This is a genomic window from Sphingomonas panaciterrae, assembly GCF_036890205.1.
GTDB classification, from domain to species: domain Bacteria; phylum Pseudomonadota; class Alphaproteobacteria; order Sphingomonadales; family Sphingomonadaceae; genus Sphingomonas; species Sphingomonas panaciterrae.
Genome location: NZ_JAKNQR010000013.1, coordinates 25,114 through 41,716, shown reverse-complemented (window position 1 = coordinate 41,716; position 16,603 = coordinate 25,114). Strand labels below are relative to the sequence as shown.

Annotated in this window: 20 protein-coding genes; 11 read left to right on the top strand and 9 right to left on the bottom strand. The window is 63.4% G+C overall.

Annotated elements, in window-relative coordinates; translation table 11 throughout:
- The 4 genes from L8F96_RS17300 to L8F96_RS17285 all read right to left on the bottom strand — a co-directional run.
- The coding region (locus tag L8F96_RS17300; protein WP_046407408.1) for a YHS domain-containing protein at nt 1-239 on the bottom strand (239 nt) is incomplete at its 3' end.
- A gap of 41 nt (nt 240-280) precedes the next feature.
- A complete protein-coding gene (locus L8F96_RS17295; RefSeq protein WP_035219816.1) occupies nt 281-2,047 on the bottom strand; it encodes an oleate hydratase in 1,767 nt (588 codons plus the stop codon).
- Between the two features lie 27 nt (nt 2,048-2,074).
- A complete protein-coding gene (locus tag L8F96_RS17290) occupies nt 2,075-2,941 on the bottom strand; it encodes a 3-hydroxyacyl-CoA dehydrogenase (RefSeq protein WP_046407406.1) in 867 nt (288 codons plus the stop codon).
- Entirely contained in the window at nt 2,938-3,315 is a 378-nt protein-coding gene (locus L8F96_RS17285) for an acyl-CoA thioesterase (RefSeq protein WP_231621840.1), read from the bottom strand. The genes L8F96_RS17290 and L8F96_RS17285 overlap by 4 nt, the downstream gene beginning before the upstream one ends.
- Between L8F96_RS17285 and L8F96_RS17280 the strand changes: the two genes are divergently transcribed.
- Nucleotides 3,298-3,420: a hypothetical protein gene (locus tag L8F96_RS17280; RefSeq protein WP_267903939.1), complete on the top strand. Its 123-nt coding sequence runs from the start codon at nt 3,298-3,300 to the stop codon at nt 3,418-3,420. The two genes, L8F96_RS17285 and L8F96_RS17280, sit on opposite strands and share 18 nt — an antisense overlap.
- Before the next feature lie 11 nt (nt 3,421-3,431).
- On the opposite strand, the gene L8F96_RS17275 is transcribed toward L8F96_RS17280, so the two are convergent.
- A complete protein-coding gene (locus tag L8F96_RS17275; protein ID WP_334656809.1) occupies nt 3,432-4,055 on the bottom strand; it encodes a TetR/AcrR family transcriptional regulator in 624 nt (207 codons plus the stop codon).
- Between the two features lie 29 nt (nt 4,056-4,084).
- Between L8F96_RS17275 and L8F96_RS17270 the strand changes: the two genes are divergently transcribed.
- Nucleotides 4,085-4,819, top strand: coding sequence for a catalase family protein (locus L8F96_RS17270; protein WP_334656808.1), 735 nt, complete (start codon nt 4,085-4,087; stop codon nt 4,817-4,819).
- 171 nt (nt 4,820-4,990) lie between these two features.
- Here the strand turns inward: L8F96_RS17270 and L8F96_RS17265 are convergent, their stop codons facing one another.
- The 3 genes from L8F96_RS17265 to L8F96_RS17255 are packed head-to-tail and all read right to left on the bottom strand — an operon-like array spanning nt 4,991 to nt 6,992.
- Nucleotides 4,991-5,488, bottom strand: a complete 498-nt coding sequence (locus L8F96_RS17265) for a hypothetical protein (RefSeq protein ID WP_037447094.1) — start codon at nt 5,486-5,488, stop codon at nt 4,991-4,993.
- A 34-nt stretch (nt 5,489-5,522) separates the two neighbouring features.
- A complete protein-coding gene (locus L8F96_RS17260; RefSeq protein ID WP_334656807.1) occupies nt 5,523-6,158 on the bottom strand; it encodes a zinc metalloprotease in 636 nt (211 codons plus the stop codon).
- Between the two features lie 12 nt (nt 6,159-6,170).
- On the bottom strand, nt 6,171-6,992 hold the full coding sequence (locus tag L8F96_RS17255) for a hypothetical protein (RefSeq protein WP_334656806.1): 822 nt from the start codon (nt 6,990-6,992) through the stop codon (nt 6,171-6,173).
- A 290-nt stretch (nt 6,993-7,282) separates the two neighbouring features.
- On the opposite strand from L8F96_RS17255, the gene L8F96_RS17250 reads away from it, so the two are divergent.
- The 5 genes from L8F96_RS17250 (at nt 7,283) to L8F96_RS17230 (ending at nt 11,430) form a co-directional block, all read left to right on the top strand.
- Entirely contained in the window at nt 7,283-7,879 is a 597-nt protein-coding gene (locus L8F96_RS17250) for a recombinase family protein (RefSeq protein ID WP_062127319.1), read from the top strand.
- Nucleotides 7,879-9,525 carry an IS481 family transposase gene (locus tag L8F96_RS17245; protein WP_334656810.1) on the top strand — a complete coding sequence of 549 codons (1,647 nt, stop codon included), beginning with the start codon at nt 7,879-7,881 and terminating at the stop codon, nt 9,523-9,525. The genes L8F96_RS17250 and L8F96_RS17245 overlap by 1 nt, the downstream gene beginning before the upstream one ends.
- Nucleotides 9,525-10,505, top strand: coding sequence for an ExeA family protein (locus L8F96_RS17240; protein WP_334656805.1), 981 nt, complete (start codon nt 9,525-9,527; stop codon nt 10,503-10,505). Before L8F96_RS17245 ends, L8F96_RS17240 begins: the two co-directional genes overlap by 1 nt.
- A gap of 280 nt (nt 10,506-10,785) precedes the next feature.
- The gene (locus tag L8F96_RS17235) at nt 10,786-11,097 is read left to right on the top strand and encodes a flagellar hook-basal body complex protein FliE (protein WP_093067972.1); all 312 of its coding nucleotides are present in this window, start codon (nt 10,786-10,788) and stop codon (nt 11,095-11,097) included.
- Nucleotides 11,098-11,136: 39 nt separating this feature from the next.
- On the top strand, nt 11,137-11,430 hold the full coding sequence (locus L8F96_RS17230; RefSeq protein ID WP_046195646.1) for a GTPase: 294 nt from the start codon (nt 11,137-11,139) through the stop codon (nt 11,428-11,430).
- Here L8F96_RS17230 and L8F96_RS17225 read toward each other — a convergent pair.
- Nucleotides 11,427-11,897 carry a YybH family protein gene (locus L8F96_RS17225; protein WP_046195645.1) on the bottom strand — a complete coding sequence of 157 codons (471 nt, stop codon included), beginning with the start codon at nt 11,895-11,897 and terminating at the stop codon, nt 11,427-11,429. The genes L8F96_RS17230 and L8F96_RS17225 overlap by 4 nt on opposite strands.
- A gap of 629 nt (nt 11,898-12,526) precedes the next feature.
- Between L8F96_RS17225 and L8F96_RS17220 the strand changes: the two genes are divergently transcribed.
- The 4 genes from L8F96_RS17220 (at nt 12,527) to L8F96_RS17205 (ending at nt 16,552) form a co-directional block, all read left to right on the top strand.
- A complete protein-coding gene (locus tag L8F96_RS17220; protein WP_046407118.1) occupies nt 12,527-13,840 on the top strand; it encodes a hypothetical protein in 1,314 nt (437 codons plus the stop codon).
- 64 nt (nt 13,841-13,904) lie between these two features.
- Complete coding sequence (locus L8F96_RS17215; RefSeq protein ID WP_046407119.1) at nt 13,905-14,789, top strand: DUF4396 domain-containing protein; 885 nt, start codon at nt 13,905-13,907, stop codon at nt 14,787-14,789.
- 162 nt (nt 14,790-14,951) lie between these two features.
- Nucleotides 14,952-15,269 carry an RNA polymerase sigma factor gene (locus L8F96_RS17210; protein WP_334656804.1) on the top strand — a complete coding sequence of 106 codons (318 nt, stop codon included), beginning with the start codon at nt 14,952-14,954 and terminating at the stop codon, nt 15,267-15,269.
- A 77-nt stretch (nt 15,270-15,346) separates the two neighbouring features.
- Nucleotides 15,347-16,552 (top strand): acyltransferase family protein, encoded by a 1,206-nt coding sequence (locus L8F96_RS17205; protein ID WP_046407121.1) that lies wholly within the window; start codon nt 15,347-15,349, stop codon nt 16,550-16,552.
- The last annotated feature ends 51 nt before the right edge of the window (nt 16,553-16,603 follow it).

Sequence of the window (16,603 nt, the reverse complement as noted above, 5' to 3'; positions counted from 1 at the left end):
TACGCCGCGAGTTGTGCCGAATGTTCTGACGACGGACAGCCGGCCGAGCAGAAGACGTAGCGCTCGCCTTCATACTCAGCCTTGTGAGCGGTCCTGGCGGGATCGACCACCATGCCGCAGACCGGATCATGGTCGACGTGACCGGACGGCGTTTCGCCGTCCGGCTCATGATGGTGATGATGGCCGTGCGCCCCAGTCACCTCGGCGGCGCGTTCGCTCTTCTGATCGTCGTCGGCCATTCATCACCTTTCACACGCCGCGCGTGCCTTCCGGTCTTTGTTCACTCCTCGATCAGATGGAACTCTTCGAGCAGCTTGGCGATCTCTGTGCCTTCGAGCTTCTTCATCAGCAGCTTGCGCAGGAAGGCCGGTCCGGGAAGATCGATGCCCTTGCCGTCCCGCAGCGGACCGATCGCAGCAAGAAGTGTACGAATATCATAGGTCGAGTTGAAGACCTCCGGCACGCCGCGCTCGACATTCATCAGCGTGTAGACGGCCTCCATCGGGGTTCTCACCGAATATTCCGTGGTGAAGATGCAGTCCCGCTGCTTCGATTCCGCGAACTGGCCGATGAAGGCGAAGTTGACCGCGCCCTCCGGCACCACGTCCGGCCGGTCACCCGCCTGGCGCGGCATGAAGAAGGCGGTAATATAGGGCATCATCGTGGGAACGGTGCTGGCGCCGGATGCCGCGAGTTCGGGAATGTCCTCGACCGGCACGCCGAGGTGATAGAGCCATTCCTGGGTGATCTCCTCACCGGTGCATTCCTGCATCGGCTTCTTCACGAAGTCGCCGGGGCAATCGACAAAGAGCGCGTAGAACCAGGCGATCATCTGATCTTTGGGCTGCTTCTTGAAATGCGGCTGGCGATGAACCGTCCAGCTCAGCAGCCACGCCGAGTCCTTCACCGTGACGATACCGGCGGAGACGATCTTGCCGGTAAAGGGGTTCCGCTTGGTGATCTTCTCGACATAGGCCGGAATGCGGGCGTCGAGGGCAGTGATGGAGGCGGAGGCCCATTTCGTCTCCGGGATATGGGCGCCGAACACGTCGGGGCGGCCGAAGGCCGGATCCTTCGCGGCGATGCGGCGCCACAGGTCCCAGGCCGGCGCCGGTCCTTCATTGAGCTTCGCCGGCGTCCTGTGGTCGCCATTGTCGGAATTCTCGGTCAGCGAGCCGATCGTGATGAAGACGAGATCGTCTGGCCCGAGATCGACGCCGCCTTCGACGCCGCGCTCTTTCCAGTGAATGCGGGTCGCTTGCTTGCGGCCGGGCTGGATGTCGAAATCGACATCGGTGACCTCGACGCCGTAGCGGAACGTGACGCCGTGATCGGTCAGCCACTTCACCAGCGGCAGGACCATCGATTCATACTGGTTATAGCGGTTGAACTTGAGCGAGGAGAAGTCGGCGAGACTGCCGATATGATGGATGAAGCGGTGCAGGTAGAGCTTCATCTCCAGCGCGGAATGCCATTCCTCGAAGGCGAACATGGTGCGCCAGTAGAGCCAGAAATTGCTTTTGAGGAAGTCTTCGCCGAAGACCTCGTTGATACGCTTGTTCTCCATCTCCTCGCGCGTCGCGAGGAAGACCGAGAGCAGGTCCTTCTGGGCCTTGTCGTTTAGCGTCAACAGCGCTTTGTCGGGCACGTCCTGGCCCTGGTTCTGCGTCGTGCGCTGGAGCGAAAAGTTGGGATCGTCCTTGTTGAGCCGGTAGAACTCGTCGAGCACGCTGGCGTCCTCGATCTCCAGCGAGGGGATCGAGCGATAAAGGTCCCACAGGCACTCGAAATGTTCTTCCATTTCGCGGCCGCCGCGAATGACGAAGCCCTTTTCGGGCACGTCCAGACCATCGAGCGCGCCACCAGGGATTTCCAGCTCTTCAAGGATGGTGATGCGGTCGCCGGAAACGCCGCCGTCGCGGATCAGGAAGGCCGCGCCGGCAAGCCCCGCCAGCCCCGAACCGACAAACCAGGCCGTCTTCTTGTCGGCGCCCTCGGGCTTGCGGGGACGCACGAAGGCTTCATAGTTTCCGCTGCTATAGTGCATGGCGAACTCCTGTTCTTCTTGTTGGGATCAGTCTGCGGAGGGCTTGTAGCTGTAGAAGCCTTCGCCCGAGGCGATGCCGAGCCTGCCCTTGTCGATGTAGTTTTCCTTCAGCCAGGCGGCGAGCGACTGAGCATGCTCGTCGCCATGCGAGAGGATGTTGTAGGGGGTGTTCAATCCGATGATGTCGTAGATCTGGAACGGCCCCATCGGCGCGCCGGTGGCGATCCGCCAGACCTTGTCGACATCTTCCGGCTCGGCATAGCCGCCGGCCGCCAGATCGGCGGCCGCGTTCAGGAGCGGCACCAAAAGCGAATTGAGGACGTAACCCGCTTTCTCCTTGCGCACCGGGATCGGCACCATGCCGATGGCGGAGGCGAAGGCGATCAGGGCATCGAACACGGCCGGATCGGTGTCGTCCGTGCCCATCACCTCGGCGGTGTTGAACTTCCAGATGCTGTTGGCGAAGTGCAGCGCCAGAAACCGGTCCGGTCGGCCGGTGTAAGCCTTCAGGTCGCTCGGCAGCAGGGTCGAGCTATTGGTGGCGAAGATCGTCCTGTCCGGCGCGAGCCCCGCCAGTTTCTCGTAGAGCGCCTGCTTGATCGAAAGAACCTCCGGAACCGCCTCGATCACGAGGTCCGCGTCCGCGACGGCCGCGCCGAGATCGCTCAGCAGAGCGATCCGCTTGAGCGCCCCGGCCGCCTTGCCGCCAGCCGCGCCCGACACCTCGTTCGTGTAGGTTTCGACGAGCGCCGCCAGCCGTGCGCGCGCCTGTTCGAGCGCTTCCTCGCTGATGTCGTAGGCGACAACATCGAAGCCGCTATAGGCCGTCTGGAAGGCGATCTGGCTCCCGAGGACTCCCGTGCCGAGAACCGCCACTTTCCTGATATCGCTCATCCAATTTCCTTCTGCGCGGTATCGTCACTTAGAAACGGAGCCGCCACCTCCACCGGGACGCGGGCCAGCTTGCCGGTTTCCCGATCGACCAGGGCCCATTGGGTCAGCGAGGCGACGATCGTCCGGCCGTCTTCGGCATGGAATTCGACACATCGTGCATAGCGGGCACCCCGCGGCGCTCGGACGACCCAGGTGATCGCACTGACCTCGTCTCCCGCCCGGACATTGCCGCGATAGTCGACCTCATGGCGCAGCACGACCGCGACGAACCGGTCGCGATCCTGCGGCCGCGCGGCCGTCAGCCAATGCGCCACCGACACATCCTGAATCCAGGTCACCCAGACCGCATTGTTGACATGGCCGAGTTCGTCGATGTCGGCGTCCCGGGCGCGGAAGCGGATATGGAAGCGCCGATGCTCATCCACCTCGCCGACGAGTGGGTGTCCGTGCTCATCGCAGCCGATGCGTCGACGATCTGACACGATCCCGCTCACGAATACGCCTGCTCCTCATGCGACGAACCCAGTCCTGCCATGGCGCGGAAGAAGCCGACGAGCATCTCGTCGCGCGGCATGGCGCCTTCGACATCGCCCTGCACCGCCAGTCCCATCCAGACCGCGTAAAGACCGATACCGGTCTGCATCGGCGGCAAGGCCGGTCGAAGTGCGAAGCGTTGCGTCAGATCGGCGACGAGCTCACCGAACATCCGATAGCAGGCCGCCTTGGCCTCCCGGTGCCGCTCGGCGAAAGCCGGATCGCGCCGGGCATGGAGCTGCAATTCGATCGAGAGCAGTGACCATTGTGCTTCACCGGCCAGCTTCGCGAGCCGGGCGGCCAGCACCTGGAGCGTTGCCTCGATATCATCGCCGGAGCAGTGCGCGACCAGGTCGCGAAGCAGTGTGACCTCATCCTGGATATGGCTCTGCAGGATCTCGACCAGCAGATCGTCCTTGCTGGCGAAGTTCGAGTAGAAGGCACCCTGCGAATGGCCGGCCGCGCTGCAGATGTTGCGGATCGACATGGCGGCGACCCCCTCCTCGATGATCGAGGTATGTGCGGCGGCGATCAGCCGGTCCCGCGTCTGGCGCTGCGTGTCCTTGCGCGTAAGCGGCATGGGTTCGTTCTCCAACCAACGGGCGAGACGTGCGAAACCTTTTCGGCGGTTCCGCGTTCTCAGTAAAAACCAGATATCAACTGATATCCGAAATCAACGGCGATTTCGACCCGAAATCGTCCGCAGTATCGAAATTAAAACGCGAAGGAGTGCCCTTGGCTGAAACCTACATTGGCTATTCCCCGGACGTGGAGGTTCTCGGCGAAGACGAGGAGCGGCTGACCGCCGAAATCCTCGAGATCATGGCGAGCACCAACCGTAAGGCCTTCGAACGCCACCGCCATGCGGTGCGCGACGCCCATGCCAAGAGCCACGGGTTCCTGAAGGGTGAGTTGGTCATCCCGGAACTGCCGGAGCATCTGCGCCAGGGGCTTTTCGCTCGTCCCGCCACCTATTCCGTGGTGATCCGCCTCTCATCAGCGCCCGGAGATATTCACTCCGATACGATACCGGCTCCGCGCGGTATGGCGATCAAGGTCATTGGCGTGGCGGGGGAGCGGCTTCTCCCCGAAGACCAGGGCCACAACCAGGATTTCCTGCTGGTCAATATCCCGACCCTGAGCTTCGGCACGATCGGTAAATATCGCCAGCTCATCGGCCTTCTGGAAAAGAATGCCCAGAACCCGGCCGTTCTCCAGCGCGCCATGGCCGGGGTGGCGCGGGGAGTGGAAGCCGCGGTCGAAGCGGTCGGCGTCGAGCCCGGCGCCACGCTGCGCGGTCTCGCGCGCGACAATGACCATCTGCTTGGCGAGACCTATCTGTAGCTGCTCGCAATCGGACGGGCTCCTGCTCGCAAACGGATCACCTTTCTGCTCGGATTAGCTGACAGTAAGCGCGCGCGCCTGCTCACGCTTTTCGATAATGTGCTCGCGATCTCCCGCGGCTGCTCGCAATCAGCGCGCCGCGCTCACGCTTAGCGCTACTGACGGGAATGGTCAGAATCTGATCCCCTCAACCAACCGAGCTGCGGCCTGGCAGTTCGCGGTGGTGGCGCACCAAGCCCTGACTTCAAGGCCCGGGCTCCGAACACGACGACGTTGCGCCTCCGCATCGAGAGGGACGATAGCGGCGTAGAGGAGATCGGGCTCTTTCTGTCCGGGGCTTGCTGGCCTGAACTTCCGGAGAGTCACCCCATCGATGTTGAGCGTCGAGGGCGCGGCCGCGGAAAGGGGCCGGCGAGCCAGGCCGTTCCCGAACGAAATCTCCACCCGATAACCGTCCCCCTCGACCATGCGGCCGTCCACGTCGCCCTCCAGCTTAGTGGTTCGCGCCTGTCCCACGTCGAACGTGCAGCAGCCGGCGATCAGCAGGCGGTCGCCGGCCACATTGCGGGGGTGGATCGAATACTCGGTTCCGACGGGGCCGGAGAGCTCGGTGGGCCGCGGCTCCTTCTCGGAGCCGCGGTCGCACCCTGCCAGGGCGATGAAGGCCAAAAGCCATCCCACCCCGGTAGAGGCTTTGCCTCGGTCAGCCATAGAACCCGACCAGCAGCGCCCGCTCGTCAGAGCATAGGCTCCGCTTGATCTGCCCAGGGTTGAGATAGGTCGTCATCAAGCATGGCCCTGTCGAACCATCGGTGCGGTGGTCCATTCCTTTCACGTGACCCATCTCATGCGTCATCGCGGACTGCCAGTCGATATGCTGGCCGATGTTGCTCGGCGTGATCGACGAACCGCAGATCAAATCGGTCGATTGCGCCGTGTCGCCCGTGTCGTAGTAGATGCGGTCGGTATTGACGTACACGGTCGCGTCGATCGCCTGCGCAGGCGCTGGCCCGGAATAGCCGTAAATGATGGTCCGCATGATCGCCGACATGCTGGAGCCGTCCTGGATGTTGATGAAATCCGGGTCCTCGGTCGCCGAGTAGTAAGTCGACGTGTAGTTCTGCGTCGTTCCGGTGAGCTGGAACGAGCGCCCTGCGGCGTTGATCGTGTCGACCGCGGCCTTGGTGTTGGCGTCGCAGGCGGCCGGAAGCGCATAGTTGATCTTCACACCCCGCGACCCGTTCGGGAAGTAATAGGGTTGCGGGATCGGCCCGGCGAACGCCGGTGCGGCGTTGGCGAGGGCAAGCACGCAGGCGAGCAGCGCAGATTCCCTGATCATTTTTCCTACTCCTTACTTCGTGGCAGCGGTGAGGGCGTCGAGGGTGGTGGCGGTCGGATATCCGCCGGTCGGAACCAGCGACTGTCCGTTCACCAGAAAGACGGGCACGACCTCGACGACACAGCTGGGGCACCGCGCGCTTCCACCCTGAGGAGCAAGCTCCTTTTCGTAGCGCGAGCGCGACGCGAGCAGGGCAACCGGCGCACCGTTCGCCAACGGATCCTCGTCGCTTGCCGAGAGCCGCCGCCCATCGGGCAGCTTACCGCTCGTCCGCCGAAGCTTGAGCGTGTCGGCCACCTTGGCCTTGCCCCTCAGCACCTGGTCGACGACCACCGACACAGAGGACGACGCACCGTCGTCGAGCTGCTCGGCTTCGTCGGTTCCCGAGACATGACCGATCACCACGGTGTCGGCGAGCAGCGCTTCCTGCCCAACCGTGGCACCACCCCTGATATGTGCCGCCGCGGCTTGAACGAATGCGGTGGACGCCTCAGCCGACCGTCGCAGATCGCCCGCGTGAAGCCCATAGATTGAAAGCGTCTGCGCCACGTCGACGAGGAAAGCGTCGTTCAACGCCGAACGGGCGGCGTCGTCGGTGACGAACCGTGGCGAGGGTGGCGTGAGCCGGGCCGCTTTCACGATTGCGTTCACCTGTCCGAAGTCGGCCAGGTCGCCCAGCTTGCCCGACCGACGCTGTTGGACGTCGCGTTTGTGGGCAAGGAAGGCTTTCGTGCTTTCCTCTTGTGAGCGCCCGCCCTGATCTTGGGCGCTCGCCGCCACTGTGCAGAGCAACAGCGCGGAGCCAAGCATTGTTCGATAGAACCGAGTACGCATCACTCACTCCTTCAAGCGTCAGTTTCAACTTGGTCCGCTCCTTCACCTGAAGCGAACCAGCCCGACTCATCTTGAGCACGGAACAAAGGGTGAACGATTTAGAATCCTACATTGCAAGCCTTTTTTCAGGGTCCCGGCCCAGCTTCTCTGAAACGAGGGTTTCTGACGAGCGCTCGTCGCCAGTCAGGTCCCAACGGGTTTCCGCGGGTCGCACCTTCTCAAAACTGTTCTGGAATCCTGCTTCGCAGAATGCTACGCCCGTGACGGGTTTGTAGAACAATCGAGGGCCGATGCGGGTCGGGTACGCCAGGGTGAGCACGATCGACCAGTCGCCCGAGCTCCAGCTTGAGGCGCTGCGCCGCGCCGGGTGCGAGAAGGTGTTCACCGAAAAGGCGTCCGGGGCCAAGGACGATCGCCCCGAGCTGGCGCGCATCTTCACCGACGTGCTGCGCGCGGGCGATACGCTGGTCGTGTGGAAGCTCGACCGGCTCGCCCGGTCGCTGAAGAAGCTGATCGCGACCGCGGAGGAGCTGGAGCGCGAGAAGATCGGCCTCGTGTCGCTGACCGAGAGCATCGACACGACCACGCCGGGCGGGATGCTCACCTTCCATGTGTTCGGCGCTATCGCCCAATTCGAGCGCGCACTGATCCGGGAGCGCACTACCGCGGGGCTGACCGAGGCCAGGCGGCGTGGCCGGAAGGGCGGACGCCCGCCCTCGATGCGCCCGGCCGACATCGCCGCGGCCAAGGCGCTGATGAAGGAGGGCAGCTTGCCTGTGCGCGACATCGCGCGCCGGCTCAACGTATCCGTCGCTACCCTGTACCGGTATGCCGGCAAGCGCGGGGGGCCTGCGGACGGGGTGGAGGCTGACCGGCTGCGTGCCTGATTGGGGAAAAGCGGCCGCCCGGCGAGGCGCTGGTCGACCTGCGTCGAAGGCTGTCGCTCTTGCCCCCGCGCGACGCGGGGCGCACCGAGATCATCGGTCGCGCCGCTCATGCCTACGGCATCTCGGTCCCGACCATGTACCGCGCGTTGCGCGAGCTCTCCCGCCCCAAGTCGATCCGGCGCGCCGACCACGGCCGGACCCGGGTCGCCCCGCAGGCGGAGATGGAGCGCTACGCCGAGATCGTCGCGGCGATGAAGCTCAGGACCCTCAACGGCAAAGGGCGGCACCTCTCGACCGCAGAGGTGATCCGCCACCTGGAGGAGACGGGCGTCGAAACGCCCGACGGGCTGGTCAGGGCACCGCCCGGGCTGCTCAAGCGGGCGACGATCGACCGGCTTTTGCGCGCGACCGGGCTGGACCTTGCCCGCGCCACACGCCCGACCGCGGCCGTGCGGTTCCAGGCACGGCGTTCAAACGAGCTGTGGCATTTCGACATGAGCCCGTCCGACCTGAAGCAGGTCGCCACCCCGCTCTGGGTCGAGGAAGGCCGCGGAAAGCCGACCCTGATGCTGTTCTCGGTCGTCGACGATCGTTCGGGCGCGACCTACCAGGAATATCGCTGCGTCTATGGCGAGAACGCCGAAGCGGCGCTCCGCTTCCTGTTCAACGCCATGTCGGCGAAGCCGGAACCCGAGCTGCCCATCCAGGGCATCCCGGCGACGCTGCACATGGACAACGGCCCGGTCAGCCGCTCGGCCGTGTTCCAGTCGGTGATGGGCAGCCTGGGCGTGCGCGTGCTCACCCATAGTCCGCCCGACCCGCAGGAGCGCCGCACGGCCGCTCGCGCCAAGGGCAAGGTCGAGCGGCCGTTCCGCACCATCAAGGAGGTGCATGAGACGCTCTATCACTTTCACAAGCCGAAGGACGAGGAAGAGGCTAACCTGTGGCTCAGGCGGGCGCTCGTCACCTACAACAACGGCGGCCATCGCTCCGAACCGCACCCGCGCATCGAGGACTGGCTTCGACACCTGCCCACCGACGGCGTGCGCGCGATGTGCTCCTGGGAGCGGTTTTGCGCATTCGCGCGCGAGCCCGAGCGGCGCACCGTCGCGGGCGACGCGACCGTCTCCGTCGAGGGCGCCTCCTATGAGGTCGAGCCCGAGCTCGCCGGCGAGACCGTGACGCTGCTTTGGGGCCTGTTCGATCAGGAGTTGTTCGTCGAGCATGACGGGAAGCGGTTCGGGCCGTTCCAGCCGTCGCGCGGCGCGGTCCCTCTCTACCGCTACCGCAAGTACCAGAAGAGCAAGGCGGAGGAGCGGCTCGACAAGGTGGTCCGGCTCGCCGACCAGCTCGGGCTGCCCCGCGCCGCGGTGACGGGCGGCGACCGCCCGCTCCCGTCGTTGCCGTTATCAGCCCGCGATCTGGCGGTGCGGACAAGGCCGTTTCCGGAGCCGGTCGTCGAGAAGGCCCATCCGACGGCGCTGGCGGCCCGTCAGGCCATCGCGGCTCAGCTATGCCGGCCGCTCGGATCGCTGCCCGAGGAGGACCGGCGGTTCATCGTGGAATTGCTTTCCGAGACGCTCGACAAGATAACGGTCGCCGACCGCGTTCGCGAGCGGCTTCAGACCCGACGAAGGGAAGGTTGATGCTCGCCGACGTGCAACAGGCTTACGGGCTCGCCAGGCCGTTTCAGGGTGCCGGTAACTTCGAGACCGAACACCAGTCCATGCTCGTACGCGAAGTGTGCGCAGCCGTGCAGACCGGCCGCCTGGTGGTCGTCTCCGGGCTGGTCGGCTCGGGCAAGACGCATCTTCTCCGGCGCATTGAGGACGAGCTCACGCGCGCGGGCAAGGTGACGGTCGCGAAGTCGCTTGCGGTCGACAAGCGGCGCACGTCGCTCACCTCGCTGATCGAGGCCATGTTCTACGACCTCTCACCCGGCGACCGCGCCCAGGTGAAGATCCCCAAGCAGGCCGAGCGTCGCGAGCGCGACCTTCGCGATCTGATGAAGAAGGGCAGGCGCCCGGTCGTACTCGTGGTCGACGAAGCGCACGATCTCCACCACAAGACGCTGACCGGCCTGAAGCGGCTTATGGAGGTGGTCGCCGACGCCGGCGTACTCCTGTCCGTCCTCCTGGTCGGCCATCCTCGCTTGCGGAACGATCTCAGGCGTCCGCAGATGGAGGAGATCGGCTACCGCACCACCATCTTCGACTATGAAGGCGTCGGGGCCGACCAGCGCCGCGACTATGTGGCCTGGCTGCTCGGGGCCTGCGCGGCCGAGGGGGTCAAGGTCGCCGACCTCATGGACGAGGACGCGGTCGACATGCTCGCCGAGCGGCTCCGCACGCCGCTCCAGATCGAGATGCATCTCACGCTCGCGTTCGAGCAGGGGTTCCGGCTCGACGCCAAGCCGGTCACTGCCGACATCGTCGAGCAGGTGCTCAGCCGCGCGATTGACGACCTCGAGCCCACGCTGACCCGCAACGGCTACGACGCGACCGCGATCGCGCAGCAGTTCAACGCCAAGCCGTCGGAAGTGCGCGCGTTCCTGGCGGGCTCGCTCGACCCGGATCGCGGCCGCGAGCTGACCGAGCAGCTCCGGCAGGCGGGCGTGCCGGTGTGAGATACCCCGTGTTGCTCGGGATCATGCAATGTGAGCATGAGGGCACCGATATCGAGCAAGCTACGCTGAATGCGAGCACAGCGTCGTTGAGCGCGAGCACGCGCGGTCGCCCGTTCTCACCAAGCGTGAGCAGGAATCTACGCTGATTGCGAGCAAGACAAGCTAGGAGTGCGAGCGCCTACACGTACTCGACAAGAACGCGGCGCTTCGGAATGTAGCGAGCAACCCGAATTCTGACACCGTTTCTGGGGCTACGAGAGGAGCGGCTTTTGACGCAGCGATGAACACCGCGCTGGGAAAGGCGGATAGCCCGAATTCCGTCTCAGGAGTGAGCGGAGCGGCGGGCGTGTCGCAATCAGGACTCGCGGAGCCAGGCGGCTTCGCCACCACTTTTCAGACGCAGCTTCAAAAAATTAACGCGATCAATGCGCGCGCTGGTGCTTTGACGGTCGCCTACGAACGAGGAGAGGAAACCGACATTGCGAAGGTCATGCTAGCGCGGCAGGAGTCCTCAATCGCCTTCGAGGCGACGTTACAAGTTCGCAATAAAGTGCTTTCGGCCTACAAGGACATCATGAGTATGCCGGTCTAGCACAATCTGCCGAAAGCACATCCCTGGATCGGTAATCCGGTGCTGCGAATTGCCGGCACGACGCGCGATCGGATCGAGGCGCCGGTCGAGCGGGGCGGGCTGGCATGGGTCTTCACAGACACCGCGGGGCGCACCGACACGAGCGATCCGATTGAAGCCATCGGGGTGGAGCGTGCGCGCGAGAGCATGGCAGCCGCCGACCTGGTGCTATGGCTGGGGGATGATCCGCCCCCAGCTTCCGGCATGATCGCCGTCCATGCACGGGCGGACGACCCGGACCGCACGCACGTGCCAAAAACGTTCACGCGACAGTCTCTGCCGGCAATCCGTTAGGTGCCCTTCAGTTTCCGAGCGCTGTTGTGCATGGACACGATCTTCCATCGTCCGTTCATCTTCTTAAGCACGCTTGTGGCGACGCCGAGTCGTTCGGCGGCCTCACCGGTTTTTGGCTCGATCCGGTAACGGTAGGTCTCGGTCGCAAGGGCAACCGACCCTTCGAAGCGGACGTCAACCTTGTAGTCGGAGAAGCGGAACGATTTGAACTGCTTCAGCTCGGGACCGAGATGATGAGCCAGGTAGGTGGCGTAGCTGCCCTCAGATGCTCCTGTCTCGAAAACCCGCGCGTCGGTCGTGAACAGTTGCTCGGTTCCAGCAGCGTCAAGCTTTTCGATCGCGTCCTTATACTGTGACAGCGCCGCCGCCACGGCACGTGTGTCAGTGGTGCGGGCGTCTGACTGCGCCCACGCTGCGGCAGGAAGAGCGATCGACACCGCTATAATCATCTTCACGCAGGTGCTCATTTATCATCTCCCAAAACAAAATTAGCCGACCTTAGGATATCTCCATTTGACGCATCAATATGGAGCAGCGGCTGACGTCAGAACGCGAGATGGTCGAGGCCGCCATGCATGAAAGAACCCCCTAGCCAACCCTGGACGGCGATGGCGATGATCGCGCCTACCGAGCCGACGACCAGCATGACGCGTGCCGTATCTCGGTAAAGGCTTGCGCCGCCAAAGCCCGAGTAGCTCCACTGCGAACGCACCGATGATCAAGGCGATCGGAAAGTGAATCACCACCGTGTGCAGGCAACCGAGCCAGCTTGCTAAGCGCTGTCCGAAGGTCTTGTTTTTGGTTGCGGCCTCATCGTGCCCACGACCCATCGCCATGCCGAGCGCCAGTGCCGCCGCCAGCAAAGTCAGCTTCGAAGTCCGCATGATTCAGCGCTTCCCGCAAATTTGCTTACTTTGGTCAATACGTAGCGGCGGACGTTCCCCTCACGGCTCATCGTGCCACCAAGCGTCTGCACCGTTGCAAAATCGGTACGTTCAGCCCGAGCGAAGTAACGGTCCACTTAACGGAACGGCTCGACGCTGGCCGACCGGCGGCTTAGGTCTCGCTTTAACGAAGGGGGCATCGCAACGACAACATGGCCGCGCAACTTGATCAAATAACTACCAAAGAGGATCACGACGGCCTTGTGCGTCGGCTCATTACCCGTTGGCGTGACGATCCGGGCGCGACCTATCGAAGCTGGTTCCTGTGGGACGAGCGGCTGAAGAATTTTCGTTCGATCCGGCGCGGTATCACCCAGGTCGTCGGCGAGATCGAGCGCGGTTCGTTTGGCGTCGCCTATCGCGGATCGTCGCTCGAAACCGTCGTCCATTCCGTTGCCGAACAGCGCCAAATCTTCAAAGGTGCGGACCATGCGTTCCTCTGGAAACCGAAGCTGCGCATCCCCGACATATACGAGAGCCCCGAGAACCAGCGCGCGTTCGGCCGCCTGCTAGACGCCTGTTCGTGTTGCGACACGGCCGAGGAGATCATCGGCCATATCCACGCGATCGACCGCCTGAAGATCAAGGGGCTTGGGCCTGCTGTCGCCAACCTCCTCTACTTCCTTCACCCGACGCTGGTGCCGCCCTTCAACACCGCGATCGTCAAGGGTTACAACGCGCTGACGGGGGCGAACGTGAAGCTTGGGAGCTGGGAGCATTTCCTAGCGATGCGAACCGGCATCCTCGACCTCAACGACCGCTTCCGCGACCTTTTATCGAACGACTTGGGCGCGATCGGCGGCTTGCTGTTCGACATCGGCTCCGATCGCTACCCGGCCCCGCCGCTCGACGTGAGCGGCGCGGCTCTGGCGAGCTGGGGGCAGCGGCTCGAGGCGGCGCGCGAAGAGGCGCGCACGCTTAGCAAGGCCGCGCAGCGTGAAGGCGAGAACGAGCGCACCCATACCGAAATTCAGGCATGGCTTCGCGATCTAGGCTTGGCACTCGGCTATGACGTATGGATCGCCGCAAACGATCGCAGCCGAGCCTTCAACGGATCGCCCTTGGGCGCAGGGTGCCTTGAGCGCTTGCCCGAGACGATCGCGAGGTCGAAGGGCGCTGATTCCATCCGGCTGATCGACGTGCTGTGGCTTGAAAAGGCCGGCGATCACGTCGCCGCAGCGTTCGAGGTGGAGCATTCGACGTCGATCTATTCGGGCATCGTCAGGATGCTCGACCTGGCCTTGAGCGGTAGCGACCTTCACGCGACCGCGGGACTGTTCCTCGTCGCGCCCGACGCGCGCGAGGCGGACGTTCGTGCGCAATTGCAGCGGCCCGCGTTCAGCCGCGTCGCCGACCTCGACATATCCTACCTCCCTTACGGCGAGCTGGAGAGGAACCGCGAGGCCATCGCGCGGTTCGGATCGGGGCTGAAGGCGATCAAGGCCGTATCCAGCAAGCTCGCCTGACACGCCCCGCGCGAGGGCTGGCGCGGGGAGCCACGTATCCTCTAGCATGTAGAGGAGAGCTGCCATGACGATGCCTTCCCCGGCCCCCTGGCTCGACGCCGTGTTGATCGGATGGTTCGTGCTGACCGCGATATCGGTCGCTTACGTCGCGTGGGATGCCTTCACCCGCAACCCCGAGTTGCGGGTGATGAAATGGGGGTGGCTGCTGGTCACGCTCTACGGCGGCCCGATCATGGCCGCGGCCTATGTCCTGTCCTGCCAGGAACCGGCGAACGAGCGGCACGAGGACTTCGTTCGGCCGCTCTGGAAGCAGGCGTTCGGGTCGGCCATTCATTGCATGGCGGGTGACGCGACCGGCGTCATCGCCGCGGCCGCGATCACCACGGCACTCGGCCTGCCGATGTGGCAGGACGTGATTGCGGAATATGTGTTCGGCTTCGCGTTCGGGCTGCTGATTTTCCAGGCGCTGTTCATGCGCGACATGGCGGGCGGTTCCTATTGGGGGGCGCTTCGCATGTCGTTCATCCCCGAATGGCTTTCGATGAATGCCGTTATGGCCGGCATGATCCCGACGATGGTGGTGTTGATGAGCCGGGACATGGCTGCGATGCACGCCAACTCGCTTCGCTTTTGGGGCGTCATGTCGCTTGCGACGCTTGTCGGCTTCGCCGTTGCCTACCCTATCAACCTTTGGCTTGTCGGCGTCCGGTTGAAGCACGGCATGGGCACGGTGCGCGTACTCGGGCATGGCGGGCACGAGGTCGCCGCGGACCGGCAATCGGCTACGCCGATGCCGGACATGAAGCACGATGCGATGGCAGGGATGAGCGGCATGGGGACGGGCCCGCGCGTGACCGGACCGCAGATCGTCGCGATGACGGCGCTGACGCTCCTAATGCTTGGCGCGGGCATCATAGTTGCAACGCTGTTCGGCCGATGGGCGATGTAGCATCGCCTCGATCGACGGAGATCGCGACAAGGGGTGATTCCGCGGCGCGCGTATCAGGGGCAGGCGGGGACTCACACGGAGGTAGAGAGATGCACCAGATCAACCCCGACATGAAGGCGTGCATGGACGCCCTGCCACGAATGCCATGTGCCCTGCCTTCACATGGCGATGAACCATTGCCTTAAATGGGTGGCCAGCACGCCGTGCGGCAATTTGTCATTGGCGGTGCCAATTGGCAGGGAGGCCGAGGCTGTCCCGGGAGACCGAAACGCGATTGAAGACGCCGTAGCCAATCGACAGGAACTGGACCGGGCGACACGTGCCATCGCCGTGTTGCCAACGACCTTGAAGGAATCGCTGGTCCTCCGGACTATCGAGGGCATCAGCCAAGTCGAAACCGCACTGATGCTCGACATAAGCGAGAAGGCGGCCGAAACGCGTCTCTATCGCGCCCGCCAACGGGCAGCATCGCTGTCGTAACAGCTTGGCCCCACCCTGTTCGGCAAAAAAGAAGGCACGAGTTTGAGGGGTAAGCGATCTGCCGTCGTATCGTATGCATGGGGGATACAACGGATGCGCGCCGCGGAGACGGCTTTTCGACCAAATCTGGGCAAGACATGGAGCGCGGCGACCAGAAGTCGGGTCAGGGCGCTTTTGCGGTTATGGATGCCATGCGCTGTGTCCTGGCAGTCGTAGTCGCGTTCGCACATGCTTGGTATCTCCTCATCGAAGATTATTGCGGGCAAGCCTCGGTCGCGGCTTCGGCCGGCTATTTTTTGGCTGGTTATGCGCATGCAAGCGTCATTCTTTTCTTCGTGCTCAGCGGCTTCTGGATCGCGCGCAGTATCGACAGACGGATCGGGGATTGGCATTGGTCAAGCTACCTGATCGACCGCCTTGCGCGATTGCTGGTCGTGCTAGTGCCGGCATTGGTGATCGGTGGAGCGCTCGACGCGGTGGGCCTCTACGCCCTCGAGTCATCGACCCATCTCGGCACGACCGAGACTTACGTGCTGCGCAAGGATGTCGTCGGCGCGCTCGAGTGGCATGTGCTGCTAGGCAACATTCTCTTCTTGCAGGGCATCGTGGTTGCGCCGTTCGGCACTAACGGACCACTTTGGAGCCTCGCTTATGAATTCTGGTTTTACATCTGGTTTCCGGCCATTGTCGTCAGTTGGAGGCAACGTCGCCCGTCAATCTTCTTAATTTTTATCGGTCTGGCCTGGATTACGCCATTCATGCTGATCGGCTTTGCTTGTTGGCTTTGTGGTGCTGCGCTTCATGGTATGACCAAAACGCATCTGACCGATTTTCCCCGATCACCGATTGGCCGCACCTGGCTGATCATTGCGAGCAGCATATTACCGGCAATACTTATCGTTGTGCGGGTTGTCGGACTGGAGGGCCTTGAACTGGCACTGGCGGGCGCATTCGCACTTTTTCTATATATATTGCTACGAGCGAATCCGCCAACGCCGCGCTGGTTGCGACCGTTCGCCGGTTATGGAGCAAAAGCCAGCTTTTCACTCTATGCCATGCACTTTCCAATCATGGCATTCGCCGCAGCGTTGTTAGTGGGCTCTGAGCGCTTACCACCAACGGCGGGCAACATCGCACTTGTTGGCGCTACGCTCGCACTTGCAGTTTTTGCCTGTGGTCTGTTTGCGACTCTCACCGAACGGCACACCGCGCGGGTACGCACCTTCTTCTACGCCAAGCTGTTGACCGTCCAGAAAGCGTGCGCGGGCCGTTTGGTATCCTAGAACTGCAGCAAGGCTTGTCGAATCGGTGAGGGGTGGATGGATTACGCACGT

Coding starts and splice junctions, on each gene's coding strand:
- L8F96_RS17295 (WP_035219816.1), bottom strand. CDS start 2,047: ATGCACTATAGCAGCGGAAACTATGAAGCCTTCGTGCGTCCCCGCAAG.
- L8F96_RS17290 (WP_046407406.1), bottom strand. CDS start 2,941: ATGAGCGATATCAGGAAAGTGGCGGTTCTCGGCACGGGAGTCCTCGGG.
- L8F96_RS17280 (WP_267903939.1), top strand. CDS start 3,298: ATGGCCGAGTTCGTCGATGTCGGCGTCCCGGGCGCGGAAGCGGATATG.
- L8F96_RS17275 (WP_334656809.1), bottom strand. CDS start 4,055: ATGCCGCTTACGCGCAAGGACACGCAGCGCCAGACGCGGGACCGGCTG.
- L8F96_RS17260 (WP_334656807.1), bottom strand. CDS start 6,158: ATGATCAGGGAATCTGCGCTGCTCGCCTGCGTGCTTGCCCTCGCCAAC.
- L8F96_RS17255 (WP_334656806.1), bottom strand. CDS start 6,992: ATGCGTACTCGGTTCTATCGAACAATGCTTGGCTCCGCGCTGTTGCTC.
- L8F96_RS17250 (WP_062127319.1), top strand. CDS start 7,283: ATGCGGGTCGGGTACGCCAGGGTGAGCACGATCGACCAGTCGCCCGAG.
- L8F96_RS17240 (WP_334656805.1), top strand. CDS start 9,525: ATGCTCGCCGACGTGCAACAGGCTTACGGGCTCGCCAGGCCGTTTCAG.
- L8F96_RS17235 (WP_093067972.1), top strand. CDS start 10,786: ATGAACACCGCGCTGGGAAAGGCGGATAGCCCGAATTCCGTCTCAGGA.
- L8F96_RS17225 (WP_046195645.1), bottom strand. CDS start 11,897: ATGAGCACCTGCGTGAAGATGATTATAGCGGTGTCGATCGCTCTTCCT.
- L8F96_RS17220 (WP_046407118.1), top strand. CDS start 12,527: ATGGCCGCGCAACTTGATCAAATAACTACCAAAGAGGATCACGACGGC.
- L8F96_RS17215 (WP_046407119.1), top strand. CDS start 13,905: ATGACGATGCCTTCCCCGGCCCCCTGGCTCGACGCCGTGTTGATCGGA.
- L8F96_RS17210 (WP_334656804.1), top strand. CDS start 14,952: ATGGCGATGAACCATTGCCTTAAATGGGTGGCCAGCACGCCGTGCGGC.
- L8F96_RS17205 (WP_046407121.1), top strand. CDS start 15,347: ATGGGGGATACAACGGATGCGCGCCGCGGAGACGGCTTTTCGACCAAA.